Raw genomic sequence first — 16617 nt, 5'->3', positions numbered from 1 at the left:
CTTATTCCCCTCGAAAGACTGGCTTTCTTTTTTCTAAAAAAGCAGAGGTTCCTTCTACATAATCTCCGGATTTCACACATCTGGCAAAGGAGTTTGCTTCAGTCTGATATCCATTCTCCTCCGAGAGATACACTGCATTTACACAATCAATAATCATCCCAATTGCAAGCGGAGCCTTTTCCATTATGGTTTTTAGAAGAGATTCTGCCTTCTGCATTGCTTCTTCCTTTGTCGGTAATACGTGATTGACCAGGCCTAGGGACAGGGCTTCTTGGGCATCGATTAGATTACCAGTCATCATAAGTTCATTGGCTTTTCCGCGGCCGACCAACATGGTCAACCTCTGAGTTCCACCATAACCAGGAATAATGCCTAGGTTTACCTCAGGTTGTCCGAACTTTGCATTTGCAGTGGCAATCCTCATATGACAGGCCATGGCAAGTTCACAGCCTCCACCGAGCGTATAACCATTAGTTACAGCGATTACAGGCTTGTTGCAGTTTTCAATCGTGGAGAAAATCTCCTGTCCATTCTCCGCAAATTTCCTTGCATTAACTTCGTTTAGGTCTGCTATTTCTCGGATGTCTGCACCTGCAACAAAGGCCTTTTCACCCGCTCCGGTAAGGATTACGGCTTTGATTTCTTTGCTATCAATGATCTCATCAAAGATAATTTTAAGGTCCTCTAGTGTGCTGTAATTCAATGCATTCAGACTAGATTCTCTATTTATAGTGAGGTATAAAACCCCGTTTTTCGTTTCTGTGAGGATATTTTGAAAGTCCGTCATATTTGTTGCTTTCGATATGGGGCAAATATACGTGAAGGGCCTAACATCACAAATCAGGTCTTGGAAAAATCCAAATTTGCTGAAATTTACCTAAGGATCTTTTATACAAAGCATCACCTAATTTTAGGATTTGCCAAAGCTCTCTTCCCGCTTTTTTTCTTACTTTTGCACCATCAAATTTTAACTAATTCATCTAACCATATGTCTTCCAAAAGAAAAATTACAGTCGCCTATGGTGACGGGATCGGACCAGAGATTATGAAAGCCACTTTGAAAATTCTCGATGCGGCAGGTGCAGATCTTGAATACGACGTCATCGAAATTGGCGAGAAAGTATACTTGAAAGGGATCAGTTCCGGAATGGAGCCGAAGTCAATCGATTCACTTAGGGAGACCAAGGTATTTTTGAAATCACCAATCACTACACCTCAAGGTGGAGGTTTTAAGTCGCTTAATGTAACTACCAGAAAATCATTCGGCTTATTTGCTAATGTTCGTCCGTGTAAAGCCTATTCTCCATTTGTAAAGACTCATTTTCCCAAGACAGACTTGGTTATTATTCGTGAAAATGAAGAAGATCTTTATGCAGGAATTGAGCACAGACAGACGGACGAAGTTTATCAAACTCTGAAATTGATTTCTGAGCCAGGTTCTGAGAAAATCATCCGTTACGCATTTGAATTTGCAAAGAAGAATGGCCGTAAGCGTGTGACCTGTATGACCAAGGACAATATTATGAAGATTGCTGACGGTCTCTTCCATAAAAAGTTTGACGAAATCGCTAAAGAGTATCCTGAAATTGAAAATGATCATAAGATTATCGATATCGGAAGTGCTCTGATCGCGGAAAGACCTGAGATTTTTGACGTAGTGGTTACTCTTAACCTTTATGGTGATATTATCTCTGATATTGCAGCTCAGGTAACAGGTTCTGTCGGTCTAGGTGGATCTGCCAATGTAGGCGCTGAAGTGGCTATGTTCGAAGCAATACACGGTTCTGCCCCTGACATCGCTGGACAGGGCATTGCAAATCCATCCGGACTCATCAATGGAGCTATCATGATGCTTGTTCACATCGGGAAACCTGAGAAGGCTGAAATGATTGCAAATGCCTGGATGAAGACATTAGAAGATGGAATTCATACGGGAGATATTTATCAGGAAGGACTTTCTTCCAAAAGAGCCAGTACTCAGGAGTTTGCAGATGCAGTAATTGAAAGATTGGGCAAAAAGCCTGAGAAAATGACCCCGGTTCATTATGACAAAGAAGATACAGAACCGATGCAAATCACACTCAAGCCAAAGAAAAGGGCGAAAAAGGAACTGATCGGAGTGGATGTATTTATAGATTGGGATGAGGCTGGGAGAGATCCAAATGTGATCGGAGAAGGTCTAAGAAAAGCTGATGCGGATGGATTGAAACTACAGTTAATCACTAACAGAGGAGTTAAGGTCTTCCCTAATCCAATGCCAGAAACTTTCTGTACCGATCACTGGAGATGTAGATTTAAAACAGCCGATGAGAAAGTTATAACCAATGATACAGTCTTAGAACTTCTAAGGCAGATCAAAGAGCTTGGATTTGATTTCATCAAAACAGAGCATCTATACTTATTCGATGGAAGCAGAGGTTACTCTCTTGCCCAGGGTGAGTAAAATTTAATTATTCATAACAAAGCTTAAAAGGGAACGGTGATCATATCGTTCCCTTTCTTTTTTTCTGGACTTAGTGGTAATTTGATATCGAATGAAGAAACGCGTACTTATTATTACTTATTACTGGCCCCCCAGCGCCGGTTCTGGTGTACAGAGATGGCTTAAGTTCTCTAAATATCTTCCCGAATTTGGCTGGGAACCAGTAATCTATACACCCCAAAACCCTGATTTTGATTTACAGGATGAAAGTCTCCTGGAGGAAGTAAGTGATGAAACCACAGTTCTGAAATCCACTATTTGGGAGCCTTATCAGGTTTTAGATAAAATCCGAGGTAAGAAAAAGAAGCATGTTGCTCGGATTATGGAGCAAAGCGAAAAAACAACCTTGGAGAAAGTGGCCATCTGGGCCAGGGCCAATCTTCTCATACCAGATCCAAGAATTTTTTGGGTAAAGCCCTCTGTCAAAACGCTTCTTGAAAAAATTGAGGAGTTGAATATTGATGCTATGATTACTACAGGGCCGCCCCATAGCATGCACCTAATTGGAGCTAAAATTCATGATCAGACAGGTCTACCCTGGATTGCAGATTTCCGCGACCCTTGGTCAGAATGGGAGCTTTGGGATGAGCTGGAGGTAAGGCCCTGGGCTCTAAAAAAACACCAGAGTTTAGAGGCAGATGTTTTGGCTAATGCCAATGCAGTGACCACCATCTCTCAAACTTTTAAATCAGACCTTGAAAGACTTTCTGGAAGAAAAATAGAATTATTGACCAATGGATATGACCCTGCTGATTTACCCTCAGGATTCAGCAAAAAGAAGTTTAAGTCAGGGGGGTTTCGTTTAGTTTACACAGGAATAATTGATTCTATTCGGAATCCCATTCCAGTTCTCAGGGCATTTAAAAATGAGTTTGAACCTACCCTGGAAGATGTTAAATTCACCTTTGTCGGACAGGTCAGTGATGTGGTGAGAAATTTTGTTCAGATGGATGATTGGCTAAGTAAACATGTGGAATTCCCGGGCTATTTTTCTCATGAAAAGGTCTTTGAATTCTACGCTAGAGCCGATGTACTTGTTTTGATTCTGACCAATACGAAAAATTCCAAAGGGAATATCCCGGGTAAGCTTTTCGAATACCTTTCGACGGGAGTCCCCATTTTGGCACTTGGAGATTCTGATGGAGATTCAGCAAAAATTTTAAAAGACAGTGGTGGGGGAGAAGTTCTCGCTCATCAAGATGAATTGGGGATTCAAAGAGCCATTCGAAGACATTTCTTAGATGAAGAAAAGACTTGTGATAAGACTGATTTAGAGAAGTTTTCAAGAAAAAATTTAACCAAAAAACTAGCAAGTATTCTAGATGATTGTACCATTTCTTGATCTGAAGAGGGTTTCTGCTGCTCAAAAAGAAAAATTGAGCCAGGCTTTTGAGGAGAGACTGGAAGAAGGTCTTTACTCAGGCGGTTTAGCTGTGACTGATTTTCAAAGGGAGCTAGAAAAGTTTCTCGGTGTTAACCATGCCATAGGGTTAGGGAATGGTACTGATTCCCTCGAAATGGCCCTGAGAGCATTGGGAGTAGGAGAAGGTGATGAAGTCATTGTTCCTGCATTGACCTGGGTATCTACTGCTGAAGTAGTGAAGCTGGTTGGGGCAACTCCTGTTTTTTCGGATACCGATGAAAATGGACTGATTGGAGATGGATGGACCGAGCTTTGTACAGTAAAAACCAAGGCCATTATCCCAGTTCATCTCTATGGGAAAATGGTGTACATGGAGTCTTTAATTAAAGAGGCCAAGAGGAAAAACCTTTGGGTAATAGAAGATGCAGCTCAATCTTTCGGGGCGGTCCAGAATGGAAGAGCTTCAGGAACTATTGGAGATATTGGCGCATTGAGTTTTTATCCCACAAAGAATCTTGGAGCCTTGGGGGAGGCAGGGGCCTGCACCTCACATGATCAGGAACTTGCAGAGAAAATCGCTTTACTGTCCAATCATGGCCAATCTCAGAGAGATGCTCATGAACTTTCAGGGAGAAATGCCAGAATTGATACACTTCAGGCAGCCTTTCTTTCAGTTCAGCTTTCATTTTTTCAGGAGCAACAGATAAAAAGAAAGGAAATCGCAAAAAAATATCTTGAGGCCTTCGCTGATCTGGAAGAATTAGATATGCCGAAAGGAATTTTGTCGGAGGATCATAATGCTCACCTCTTTGTCATAAAATCAAAAAAGCGAGATGAGCTACGTTCATTTCTGAAGTTAAAGGGAATCAGAACAGCACTTCACTATCCTATGATTTTGCCCGATATGTCTCCCTTCCGGGTTGACGGTGACTTTTCGAAAGCAAGAAGTATAACAAAAACCTGCTTGTCAATTCCTTTAAATCCTTTTCTCACCGACCAGGAAATTGACTATGTGATTAAAACAGTTCGGGATTTTTACACAAAAAAATAGTGTCAGCCCCCTTAAGGAATTGACACTAGATTAGATTCAAGGGATTTTACCAGCGAACAGGACCTCCGCCATAAACTCCCACGTTCATGGTTGGTGTCAATCGCGGGCCATGAGGTCCGCCGGTGAAATTTAGTCCCACCCCTCCCGACATATGCATGTTTGAGCAAGAGTAATAAAGAAAACTACTTCCGATTACGAATAATATGATTACTATTTTTTTGATCATGATTTTTAAGTTAAGGGTTATAAACCTGAATAGCCATTGGAGCTCCCGTAGGATCCAAGAAAAGTGCCGCCGTACCACCTCGAATCTCGGGGGAAGGCTCCACAAGCATGGTCCCACCGGCAGACTTGACTTTTGCTACGGTAGCGTTTAAGTCACTCACACGAACGTAAGGAACCCAATGGGACCGAGTATCTTCAGCTGGGTTTTGCATCACAGAAGCACAGTTTTTTCCATCCATTTGAAACATAGTGTAGTCAATTCCGACACCATCCATTTTTGCGGTCTGGTAACCTATTATATCAGTATAGAAGCTAATCGATTCTTCAGGGTTGTTTGACCAAAGCTCAAGTCCAAGAAAATCATCTGTCTCAGGAAATCCAGGCTCAGGATCTCCATTGGTAAATTTGATAAAAGAAATATTTGCACCTTGGGCATCTTGGATGAAACCAACAGTTCCTAAACTTTCAGAAACCCGGGTGTCCTCCAAAACCGCTGCACCCATGGATCTAGCTTTTTCTACAGCCTCATCTACATTTGGAACCGATATAGCTCCGATCCATTCTCCAGATCCATCTTTTGTTCGATATTGTGCCATTAGGGCAATTGGTTCCCCACTTTTCTGGTAAACCCAAACCTTTCTATTGCCTTCTCCATAAGGGACTGCGTTCCAGCCAAATACAGCTTCATAAAAACTAGCTGAAGCTTCCGGGTCTGGAGAGGCCAGGTTATGCCATACCACTCTTCCATGAGTGTAAGGGCTGGTTGCAATTTCTGTATCGATAGGAGGGGCTGCGCCTTGTGAGCAGGCAAAAATTATGGTTCCTAGCAAAATAAAGAGACTAATTCTTTTCATACTGTTCAAATAGTGTTCTTGAATATAAATTTTTGAAAAACTAAAAGCAATATAATGATTGAGTCTAAGCTTATCTTCAGATACTCACATTTCTTAGCTCTACAGATTATTTATTTTTTCTATTTTTCAGAATGAACTTCATTCAAAGCCCCATCTACGTGGCGGGTATGCTATGCTTTTTTCTATTTCTGTCTGTGTGGCTAGGGAAGTTCAAATGGGGTAGAACGATAGGTTCACCCATTCTGATTATTTTGATCACTGCTATCGCTGCAAATATCGGTATCGTGCCAGCTGTGACTGATGGGAATGTGATATATGATGGCATTTTCCTTTTTCTCGCCCCACTGGGTATATTCATCACTTTACTGGAAGTAAATCTGAAAAGCATAAAAAATGCTGGGATACCCATTCTTTTGATGTTTATTTTGGGTGCCGTAGGTACCATAATGGGGGTGGTGATCTCCTGGTGGATTATGAATCCTGAAAAGGTAATAGGGGAATACGCCCATGTGATTGCTGGAATGTTCACTGGTACCTACATCGGAGGCAGTATTAATTTCAACGCAGTAGCTCTTCACTACCAGATGAATGAAAATGCTGATCTCTTTGCAGCAACTACGGTGGTGGATAATCTGATAGGTACTCCATGGATCATCATTACCCTTATCCTTCCAAAATATCTTCAGAAACTACTTCCGAGAAAGAAAGTCATTAGAGAAAGTAAGGAAACCTCTCATGAATCCGCAAAGGAAGAAATCAGCTTAAAGGGGCTCGGAATGATTTTCAGTTTGGCTTTTCTGGCCTTGGCCTTTTCTCGTTGGATGACTGACTTGATTCCTGCTATTCCTGAAATCATAACGCTGACTACACTTGCCCTGATTTTGGCACAAATACCCATGAATCGAAAACTTAAGGGAACTCGTACCCTAGGCTTTTTTCTCATCCTACTTTTTTTAGCTGCCATAGGTGGGCTCTGTGATCTAAGCACTCTGCAAGGCCTTGGTGAACTCGCACCATTCCTTTCCCTTTTTGTTGGCCTGATTGTGATAATTCATGGTTTGGTGATTTTTGGGATTGGAGCGGTATTCCGAATGGATTGGGATGTGGTCGCAGTAGCTTCGATGGCCAACGTCGGGGGAAACACTACTGCGCTGGCGGCGGCAGAAAGTCTGGAAAGACCTGACCTTCTGGTCCCAGGAATTTTAGTGGGAAGTCTGGGAAATGCTATAGGGACTTATGCTGGGTTTTTGGTGGCAGGATATTTTGGATAAACTGAAAAAGAATGGAATCTAACGTACTTACTCAAGTTTTTTTGCCGCTCTCGCTGGCTGTTATCATGTTCGGGATGGGGATCACATTGAAACCCATCGATTTCAAGCGAATTTTCATTTTTCCTAAAGCAGTAACTCTGGGACTGGTCAATCAGCTGATTATTTTACCAGCCATAGCTTTCGGACTCATTCAGCTATTTGGGATGCAACCCGAGCTAGCGGTAGGAATGATGATTTTGGCGGCTTGCCCAGGAGGAGCAACTTCAAACCTAATCACCTACCTGGCAAAAGGGGATGCAGCTTTATCCGTCACCCTCACAGCCATCGCATCCCTAGTTACGGTAATTACCATTCCCATTATCGTGAATTTCTCTATTGTTTATTTCATTCCGGGAGGAGAGGAACAGCAGCTCAATGTGCTAAATACTGTGATTGCGGTGCTATTTATAACCATAATCCCGGTGTTGCTCGGGATGATGGTACTAAAGAAAGCTCCCTTGCTGGCAGGAAACCTTGAGCGTCCATTTAAGATTATTTCTACCGTATTCTTCGTGGTGATCGTAGTGGCAGCTTTGCTAAAGGAGAAAGAGAATATTGTCAACTACTTCTCACAAGTAGGTCCGGTTTCTTTGGCCTTAAATCTTGCAACACTAGGTGTTGGTTACTTTTCCGCCAGGTTTCTTGGATTAAGTATTAAGCAAGCTAAGACTATTTCTATAGAGTCAGGGATTCAAAATGGAACCTTGGGTATCACGATCGGAGCTACATTACTGATGAATTCTACCATGACTATCCCCTCTGCAGTTTATGGTTTACTTATGTTTTTAACCTCTGGAATTTTGATTTATGTGGGGAATAAGATGGGGGATTAGAAGGAGTTCAAGTTAACTCTCTTTGTATGGTTGCCAAAGTTAGGTTTGAAAAACATAATAATTAACACACCGCTCCATTTTTGAGCTTTAGCTGCTTTGTCCAAAGGACATAAAAAAAGGAAGACCGTATCAGGCCATCCTTTTTTCTTAACCCTGTCTCTTAATTTGCTTTTTCATAAAGCCTTTCCAAATGTGGAATTCCTTCGATCATCCAGTATAGAGCTTATTTGGTGATCAGGTAATAATCAAAATACTTTTTCGGGGTATTGATTGTGAAAAATCCATACAAAACACCCTTTGAAAAAGTAACCAAATGGTAGGGACAAATAGCTTAACTTTAAAATTTCTGATTTTCTTCTGAAGCTTTAAAGTTTAAGGCAGTGAGTTAACGATTCTTTACCTTCTCTACCAGAAGCTTCTCAACTTTGAACTGCCAATCTGAAAATTTAAGGGCCTGGTTTGCGAGATGTACATGATGATCCTGATCCAAAATATAATCTGCTGGCTTATTTAGTTGCCTGGTTTTCCCATAGACGGATTCAACCTTTGATTGGATAGCTTTCCACTCAGATTCCAGGGCTTCGAGTTTTGCTTCTGCCTGATTTCTACTTTCACCACTGGGTTCGTCAAATTCTGCTAAAGTCAAAAGCGTGCGATTTGAAAATTGGACTACCTCAGCCACTTGCTCATATACTTCCAAGGTATAATGGTTTCTTCTTGCTCGGTCCTTTGATGCTTCGATTTTTGAAAGAACAACGTCTATCCTGGCTAGATTCTTCCTTGCTGTAGCAAGTCGATTTTCATTCTTTTCAGACCAGGCACCGGCGGAATCTAAATTTGGGAGTTCAATAATGGAGTTAATTGCTTCATTTCCCAGCTTGGTCAATCTATTTCGATCCGCTCCTTCCTTTAGAAGAGAGTTTTTCCAGAAACCTACAGCTAACTCCAAGGAATCAATGAACTCATAGGATTCATCTGCAAGGGTATGTCCAAATGTTCTCTGCCTGAATGCTTTCTGCACACCCTCAATTGTTCTTTTTTCTCCTGCCCAGGTGTATTCTGCAAAATTAGAAATGCCCCGACCATACAATTCAAAATGTGGAGAATCATCATCCCAAAGGGTCAGAAGTAATCCCTCAGCCTTATTTCGAATGGAGATCAATGCGAAATCCCGGATGTTTTTGGCGTTGCTTTGCTGCTGCGGCATAAGGTTCCAACGGGTTTGTCCGGCTGTTGCCCCCATGACCTTAAACCCATTATCTAAAAACCATTTCATAGCCCTTTCATTTCCTGGAGATTCTGGTATGCTATAGTTCCAGCGCATGTAAACACAGTTTTTGGGAAACATGTCCACATACTTATTTAGCTCCGGTTCATTTGAAGTCCAGATGCTGTCTACCTGGGCCTCTGTCAGATTTCTATTATAGATGGAATTGTAGACTCCGGCGTTTTTCAGGGGCATATCATCCCAAAAAATTGGTATAAGTCCTTTTTGCGCAGCATATTCACTCACTCTGTTCAGCCAAATCAGCTGTAGTTCTAATGCTGACTTTCCGCTATTTCTTCCCGTCGTATGCACCTCATCTCCACCCACATGGAGGTAGCTCGCATAGGGAAAAGCCTTTAAGGCATCCTTATACAGATCAAACTGAATCTCATAAGTTTTTTCATTCAAAGGGTTAAAAGCCCAATCACTACTCGGGTCATCTCTTAAGTGGACGTATTCTTCATGCTTTAATATGAACGAGGCATGGCCAAGGCCTTGAACCAGTGGACTCAATTCGATATTTCTAGCCTTGGCATAGTCGCTGATTTCTTTCCAATCGGCTATGCTAAAGGCATCCGGAGATCCTACTTTCGGCTGAAGTTCATAGGCTAGTTTATCCTCTATTTCTACGATGACAGCATTGATTTTTTGTGCAGCCAGTTGATCTAGTTTCTCATAGTAGTATTCTTTTTTCTCCAGATGGTGCTTTACATCCCAATGAATAGCACGATAAGAGAGAGCTGGTTCATCAGAAATTTTCAGTAGGGGTAATTGGGTCAGTTGATCCTGAGAATCTTCTAGAATCTGACCCAAGGTCATCAATCCATACCAATGACCCTCGGGTGAATCAGCGATTATCTCGATCCGCTCCTCTGAGATTTCAAGTTTATAGGCTTCCTTTTTCAGAGATTTCTCCAAACTTGAGGTGAAAGAAATGATGCCCTGGTTCCAAGAGTCAAAACTTCCTTCTGAAACAAAATGCGAATACGATTCCTGATAAGCTTTACGAACCTCAGCAAGATCTAGACCTGAGATTCCAGAAATAGAAAGTGAAGTAGGACTAGGTAAAATTTGGAGTTCCAAGTTATTACCACCAGAAGACTGGCAGGAGAATACCATTAAAACTAGTGTCAAAAAAATGAAGAATCGTTGCATGGTCTTGTTCATTTGGAAGATTGAAAATATTGAAATCATCCTAAGTTTTCAGGTTTTTTGAGCCTAATTTGACTTAGTAGACTTATATCCTCTCGAGGAAAGAGCGGTCAAAACTATTTTGATGAATTGCAGATTCCGGCTTTGTCCTCCGGACATAAAAAAAGGATGACCTTATCAGGCCATCCTTTTTCTATTTAATCAAAATACTTACTTCGCCTTATCGTATAGCTTTTCCAAATGAGGGATCCCTTCGATCATCCATTCTGGGGCTTCTTTGTCCATCAGGTAATGATCAAAATACTGCTTCATTCGGATTTGGAAATCCTTTTGATTCGCTTCTTTACTCAAGTGATGAGGCTCCCCCGGATAAGAAAGAAAAATCACTTCCTTGCCAAGCCTTCTGGCAGCATTATAAAACTCTAGCCCTTGGGTCCAATCCACCGCTCCATCAGCAGTGCCATGCAGAATCATGAACGGTACCTGGATATTTGGGGCCTGGAACATCGGGTTTTCACGCTGGTACGCCTCACGATGGGACCAAGGTGTCACTCCACGACCCATTCTAACTTGACCGATCTCCATTATTCCATTATGATTGGTTCCTGTATTTCCATAGATATTATTATAGAAGCTCTCAAGGTCGGTGGGTGGTGCACCAGTCACCACGCACTTAAACATATCCGTTTGAGTCAGTATAAATGAGGATTGATAACCTCCCCAGCTATGGCCCTGAAGCCCGATTCGGTCTGGATCTGCATAGCCCTGATCGATGACCTCCTGTACCGCGGAAGTAATACAGTCCAAAGAACTGGTGCCTGGTCTACCTTCTTCATAGACATTATCAGGCTGGAAAAATAAATACCCATTGCTGGCGTAAGTCGAACCATGGGGTCTATCGTCATACACCGGCATATAGTAGCGGTGGTGTCTGTCTGACATCTTTTCGTAGAAATAAACCACCATCGGGTATTTCTTACCTTTTTCATAATCCGGAGGAAGAGTGAGTGTTCCTTGTAGCCTTTCTCCCTTACTGTTTGTGTAGTCGATCAGCACCTTGGATCCCCATTTATATTCTGATTGCTGAGGATTTGCATCGGTGAGTCGATTTGGGTTTTTGAAGGAAAGATCGCTGATATGGTAATCAGGGAATTCCACGAAAGATTGTCTCGTAAACACTACTTGGTCTGAGTTCTTTGCCTTTTCTATGTTGACATAGGCATAATCCTCATAGATCAATTCCTTAGGTTTTTTACCGATTTCCAGTTCAAAATATCCCTCCTTTTTTGTCCACTCTCCATACGCACTGAGCAATATCGGTTCTTCCGTATCGATAAAGGGTTCTTCCCAGTCCAGGTTTACATAGCGGAAGCGAATCTCTTCCGCATCTCCCATACCCTGAGTGATGTTCTCTGCAGAAGATCCGTCAAGCTTTACAGCCCATAGGTCATACCTGTGATTCAGGATGATGGATTCTCCGTCTTTAGTCCATCCGGCTGCGCCAAAGGGAGGATTCTCATGAGGGTAGGGGTGTTCCATATCCATAAACTGAACACCTGCTGCATCCGAGATATTAGTTAGAGTATTTGCTTCCAAATCCACCACATGGATGGCAGAATCCTTCTGCAGGGCATAATATTTTCCATCCGGAGAATAGCCCATGGTTCTTTTTACTAGTTTGACGATCTCCTCTCTTTTCCCTGTCTTCAAATTCACACGAAATAGATCTGCAGGTGACACCCCCCAATTCACATCATTGATATAAGGCTTTTCATTTCGGCCGATCCAGTAGTCCGAATTACGGGAAACCAAAAGGTCTCTCATAGACTCGTCAGTGAGGCGTGTGAAGGTTCCATTTCCAAACTGATACGAGGCCCAATAGGTGAAATTCCTATTTCTGTTTGCTCTACGTTGCTGTACAGTGTTGATGGTTTCATCATTCCAGTGGAAGACGTCCAGGTTTGGGATGGTGTCCTTATCCAGTTTCATTTTTTCTTCTTGCTCTTTGATTCCAAAGAGCACAAAGCTTCCATCATCGCTGAAGCGGAGATTTCCTTTTTCAGAAACCACAAAATTTTCAGGGAAGGCCGATGCAGATTCCGGATCCAATTCATAGGATTGAGGATTTTGCCTCACATCAGAAACCACCAAAAGCGTATTGATCATTTGTTCCAAAGTATCTACTTCGGTTCCCTTCAGTACTGCGATTTGATTTCCACGATTGGACCAGTCTTCTTTTAGAACACCTGCATCGTCCCAGGTAAGATCGGAGTATTTTTTTCTGTCGCTGTCAAGATTTTTCAGGGTTTTGTTCTCTAGGTCATACAAGTAAAGACCATTTCCTACCATCTCAGCAGCATCCACGGTATAGGCCAGCAGGTTGGAAGTTTTGTTAAAAGCATATTGACTCACATTTCCAAAGTTCATTGTGGCCATATTACTGAGATCAACCAGAACCAAATCCTGTCCATCATGCTTGGACTTATCATCCTCGGTTTTTTGAATGGAGATTGCCAGGAATTTCCCATCCTCAGAAAAACTCATTGAGGAGGCCCGCTCAAAACGTGTCGAATCCCCAGTTTCCAGATTTCTTAATTCAGCTGTTCTAAAGACCTTTTTATTGGACTTCCTTAGCTTTTCGGTTTCATCTTCAGAAGGGGAGATGAGGTAAACAGCCCATTTGCTATCGCTGGAAAAGGACGGTGAACTTCCATAAGGTACCCGATATTCAAAGGCCTCAGTCGCTGATGTAGTCTTTTTGATAAATAAGGTATCATCGCCTCCATTAGGTCGGAGTCCATAAGTGAACCATTCTCCATCAGGAGAAAGCTCAGTGGAAACGATCCGGCTCCATCTGCTGTAGTCTTCCAGCTGAAGCACTTTGTCTTGTGCCAAAGCAAAAGTTGAATAGAGCATGACTAAAGCAATGCCCATAAGTAGTCGATATGCTTTCATAAGGTAAATTTTAAGTTTTGGGTCTTTTTGGGATTAAACAGGACTGAATCTACAGATTTAGAATTGAGACCTCAATCCTTGAAGCTTCCTTTTCTATGAGCGGTTAATTACAGTCCCGTTTTGTGTCTTTATAAAACTGAAATAAAAAGGTTTGTGAGGACACAAACCATGGCGAATGTGGAGATTTGTGGAAAATCAGGAGATGTGGTCATTCAGTAAAACAGGCAAAATCTTACTTCCCAAGTTTCAAAATCCTTCTGGCCCCCTGAATCACCAGGATAAATACAATCGTCCCTATGATTAGGTCCGGTTTATTGGAGTCCAGCCAATTTACCAGAAGGGCAGCGACGATTACCCCCAGATTGATGATCACATCATTAGAAGTGAAAATCATCGAAGCTTTCATATGTGCCTCTTCCTTACTATTTGATCGCTGGAGTAAATACAGACAAATGCCATTGGCGATTAGTGCCAGAATTGACACCACGATCATTGTGGAAAAGTCAGGAACTATACCCCTCCCTAAAAAACGCCTGACCACCTCTGTAAATCCCAAAACGGCAAGAGTGATTTGAAAGTATCCTGCGAGTTTCGCGATATTTTTTTTCCTAGCCAGAGTGCCACCCACAGCAAGAAGGCTAATTCCATACACAAAGGAATCAGCAAGCATATCCAAACTATCAGCCACTAGCCCCATGGATCGGGAGATCAGACCAGTGGTAATCTCAATAAGAAAAAAGGCAAAATTGATTCCCAGAACTGTCCAAAGGAGCTTTTTCTGATTTTTATTTTCCTTGAATTGGGTCTGTTCGGTTTCTTCAGTGGTAATTTTTTGACCGCCTAGGTCAAGTTCCAGAATAGATTTTTCAATCTCATCTATGTTTCCGGTATGGAAGACTGTGAGGGTACGATTCGGGATATCAAAGTCCAAATTGGATATGCCGGATATACCATCCAGGTTTGCCCGAATGAGGTTTTCCTCAGACGGGCAATCCATTTTGGTAATCTCGAATGTGGTTTTTTTCATTACTATTTGAATATACCCACAAACTCCTTTCCGTTAAAGCTTTTGTATCCCCTGTACATTCCAGAGGTGTTAAATGGCATAACCACATTTCCATTTTTGTCCACCCCGATCAATCCACCCCGACCTCCCAGCTTGGGTAGTTTCACTTTGATGACTTCATGACTCGCTTCTTCCAGGCTCTGTCCTCCATACATCATTCGGGCAGAAACATCATGACCTACCACCGAGCGGATGAAATACTCACCATGTCCGGTGCAGGAGATCGCACAGGTTTTATTGTTGGCATAGGTGCCAATCCCGATCAAGGGACTGTCACCGATCCTGCCATATTTTTTGTTGACCATTCCCCCTGTAGAGGTAGCCGCAGCCAGATTGCCTTTTTTATCCAGTGCCACAGCACCTACTGTCCCATATTTCTCTTCATCATGATCCAGCTCCACCTTGTCCTTTTGAAGGGCTCTTTGCCATTGGTTGTATCGAAATTCATCGTAGAAGTACTCTTTATCCTCCAGGGTTAGTCCTTGTTCTTTTGCATACTGCAAAGCCTGGTTGCCGCTAAGAATGACATGTTTCGATTTTTTCATGATGCAGTCTGCCAGCAAAATGGGATTTCTAACCTGAGAAACTCCTGCTACTGCTCCCGCCTGAAGCTTTTTCCCATCCATAATAGCCGCATCCATAGCAAAGTCACCTTCGTGGGTGAAAACAGAACCTTTACCCGCATTAAAGAGGTGCGAATCCTCCATGATGATTACAGCCTCAGCGACTGCCTCGAGGGCAGAGCCACCCTTTTTCAAGACCATAAAGCCTACCGTGTAAGCTCTGGTCAGGATTTGATTATATGCCTCCCTTTTCCATTTAGTTAGTTTGGTTTTGGAAACGGTACCCGCACCCCCATGAATGGCGATGGCGAATGGCTTCATAGCTCTTCTTTAGTTTTACGCTTGCGTGGAGGGTTCAGGATTTTATAAACCTCCGTTGCATTCATATTAAGGCTGTTGAATACGGGGATATCGGTGTATTCACTCAGTTCTTTGATGTGTAAAGGGGAGCTGGAGCAAACGCCTGAAATAGCATCGGGTACCAAATCAAATTTATTTTTTAGCACTTCTAGTCCCCCGATAGCTCCAAAGGAATCTGCTGCGCAAAAGATCAATTTATGGATACGTTTTCTCACATCAGGATGCTTCAGCAGCATAGCTGTCTCACGCTGGTTGATCCCATCGGCAAATTCCACCACCCAATAATTGTCCTTATTATTGGCGTATTTCAGATCAAGCTTATTGAACACGTCTACGATCTGATCTTCGTCCAGCATATAGGTACTTGGATAACCCAGAAATGAAAAGTCAGAGAAATAAGTTGCTCCGGCATCATTCATGTTCAGGATATCCTTTAGGCTGGCAGTACCAGTCACCTTGGAGGCTCGTACTTCTTTCTCATGGACGGATAAGGCATGGACGCAAGCAGTAGCCGCAGCACTTTTTCCTGAGTTCATTGCGGTTCCTATAGCCAGAATCAACTTTGCCCTGGGGAATTTCTTCTCCATTTTTTTAGGCTTGATCAAATTATAATCCCGAGCATTCACCACTTCGCCTTCTGCATCACATACATAACCCAAAGGCTTAATGGAAGTAGGGGAAATTACTTTTCCACTTTTGGATTTTACTTCACCCACCACTCCGGATCTTGCCAGAAGATCCAGCTTTTCAAAATCGCTATGGGTGGGGATCAAACCCTCATAGTAATCCGGAGCATATCGATTTCCGAATACGAAAACAGCTTTGGTTCCCTGATGAATCGTATGAATACGACCATGACTATTTTCAAGCGAGCTATGCTGCCCTAAAGATTCCACCTGACCATAAATTAAATCTCCAATTTGTGGAATTCGGTCAAGTTTCATGTAGCCTTTTAGTGCTTTTCTGGGTACTGTGTACGCCGCACTGGGAAGCCTAAATCCCTTATCTAATTTTTTCATTTCACTCTAATTAAAAGCGGCGCAAGATAGGGGGATAGGAGTTATTTTGGAAGACTTTTTTATAGATTTTTTTCTCTGATCCTGAGTGAGTTAGGTTTTTTTTGATATGCTGCTTGT

At 42.3% G+C, this 16617-nt stretch carries 13 protein-coding genes; 5 read left to right on the top strand and 8 right to left on the bottom strand.

What is annotated here, in order from left to right; translation table 11 throughout:
• Window position 1 precedes the first annotated feature (1 nt).
• On the bottom strand, window positions 2-787 hold the full coding sequence (locus tag QVH07_RS01640; RefSeq protein WP_289998383.1) for an enoyl-CoA hydratase/isomerase family protein: 786 nt from the start codon (window positions 785-787) through the stop codon (window positions 2-4).
• 201 nt (window positions 788-988) lie between these two features.
• Here QVH07_RS01640 and QVH07_RS01635 point away from each other — a divergent pair, with 201 nt between their 5' ends.
• The 3 genes from QVH07_RS01635 to QVH07_RS01625 all read left to right on the top strand — a co-directional run bounded on the left by QVH07_RS01635 (window position 989) and on the right by QVH07_RS01625 (window position 4896).
• Window positions 989-2443, top strand: a complete 1455-nt coding sequence (locus QVH07_RS01635; RefSeq protein WP_289998382.1) for an NADP-dependent isocitrate dehydrogenase — start codon at window positions 989-991, stop codon at window positions 2441-2443.
• Between the two features lie 91 nt (window positions 2444-2534).
• Window positions 2535-3824 (top strand): glycosyltransferase family 4 protein, encoded by a 1290-nt coding sequence (locus QVH07_RS01630; RefSeq protein WP_289998381.1) that lies wholly within the window; start codon window positions 2535-2537, stop codon window positions 3822-3824.
• On the top strand, window positions 3805-4896 hold the full coding sequence (locus QVH07_RS01625) for a DegT/DnrJ/EryC1/StrS family aminotransferase (RefSeq protein WP_289998380.1): 1092 nt from the start codon (window positions 3805-3807) through the stop codon (window positions 4894-4896). The genes QVH07_RS01630 and QVH07_RS01625 overlap by 20 nt, the downstream gene beginning before the upstream one ends.
• Window positions 4897-4942: 46 nt before the next feature.
• On the opposite strand, the gene QVH07_RS01620 is transcribed toward QVH07_RS01625, so the two are convergent.
• Entirely contained in the window at window positions 4943-5122 is a 180-nt protein-coding gene (locus QVH07_RS01620) for a hypothetical protein (protein WP_289998379.1), read from the bottom strand.
• Between the two features lie 10 nt (window positions 5123-5132).
• Window positions 5133-5975, bottom strand: a complete 843-nt coding sequence (locus QVH07_RS01615; RefSeq protein ID WP_289998378.1) for a VOC family protein — start codon at window positions 5973-5975, stop codon at window positions 5133-5135.
• Window positions 5976-6106: 131 nt separating this feature from the next.
• On the opposite strand from QVH07_RS01615, the gene QVH07_RS01610 reads away from it, so the two are divergent.
• Window positions 6107-7246 (top strand): DUF819 family protein, encoded by a 1140-nt coding sequence (locus QVH07_RS01610; RefSeq protein ID WP_289998377.1) that lies wholly within the window; start codon window positions 6107-6109, stop codon window positions 7244-7246.
• An 11-nt stretch (window positions 7247-7257) separates the two neighbouring features.
• A complete protein-coding gene (locus QVH07_RS01605; RefSeq protein WP_289998376.1) occupies window positions 7258-8118 on the top strand; it encodes a bile acid:sodium symporter family protein in 861 nt (286 codons plus the stop codon).
• Window positions 8119-8503: 385 nt separating this feature from the next.
• Here the strand turns inward: QVH07_RS01605 and QVH07_RS01600 are convergent, their stop codons facing one another.
• The 5 genes from QVH07_RS01600 to QVH07_RS01580 form a co-directional block, all read right to left on the bottom strand.
• Window positions 8504-10540 (bottom strand): family 20 glycosylhydrolase, encoded by a 2037-nt coding sequence (locus tag QVH07_RS01600; RefSeq protein ID WP_289998375.1) that lies wholly within the window; start codon window positions 10538-10540, stop codon window positions 8504-8506.
• Between the two features lie 207 nt (window positions 10541-10747).
• Entirely contained in the window at window positions 10748-13492 is a 2745-nt protein-coding gene (locus QVH07_RS01595; RefSeq protein ID WP_289998374.1) for a S9 family peptidase, read from the bottom strand.
• 232 nt (window positions 13493-13724) lie between these two features.
• The gene (locus QVH07_RS01590; RefSeq protein ID WP_289998373.1) at window positions 13725-14519 is read right to left on the bottom strand and encodes a cation efflux transmembrane domain-containing protein; all 795 of its coding nucleotides are present in this window, start codon (window positions 14517-14519) and stop codon (window positions 13725-13727) included.
• A 2-nt stretch (window positions 14520-14521) separates the two neighbouring features.
• On the bottom strand, window positions 14522-15442 hold the full coding sequence (locus QVH07_RS01585; protein ID WP_289998372.1) for an isoaspartyl peptidase/L-asparaginase family protein: 921 nt from the start codon (window positions 15440-15442) through the stop codon (window positions 14522-14524).
• Window positions 15439-16500, bottom strand: a complete 1062-nt coding sequence (locus tag QVH07_RS01580) for a hypothetical protein (RefSeq protein ID WP_289998371.1) — start codon at window positions 16498-16500, stop codon at window positions 15439-15441. Before QVH07_RS01580 ends, QVH07_RS01585 begins: the two co-directional genes overlap by 4 nt.
• Between the last annotated feature and the right edge of the window lie 117 nt (window positions 16501-16617).

Source organism: Algoriphagus sediminis, from assembly GCF_030403435.1.
GTDB lineage: Bacteria > Bacteroidota > Bacteroidia > Cytophagales > Cyclobacteriaceae > Algoriphagus > Algoriphagus sediminis.
The sequence above is the reverse complement of the archived record's forward strand: the minus strand, read 5'-3'. Positions and strand labels throughout refer to the sequence as shown.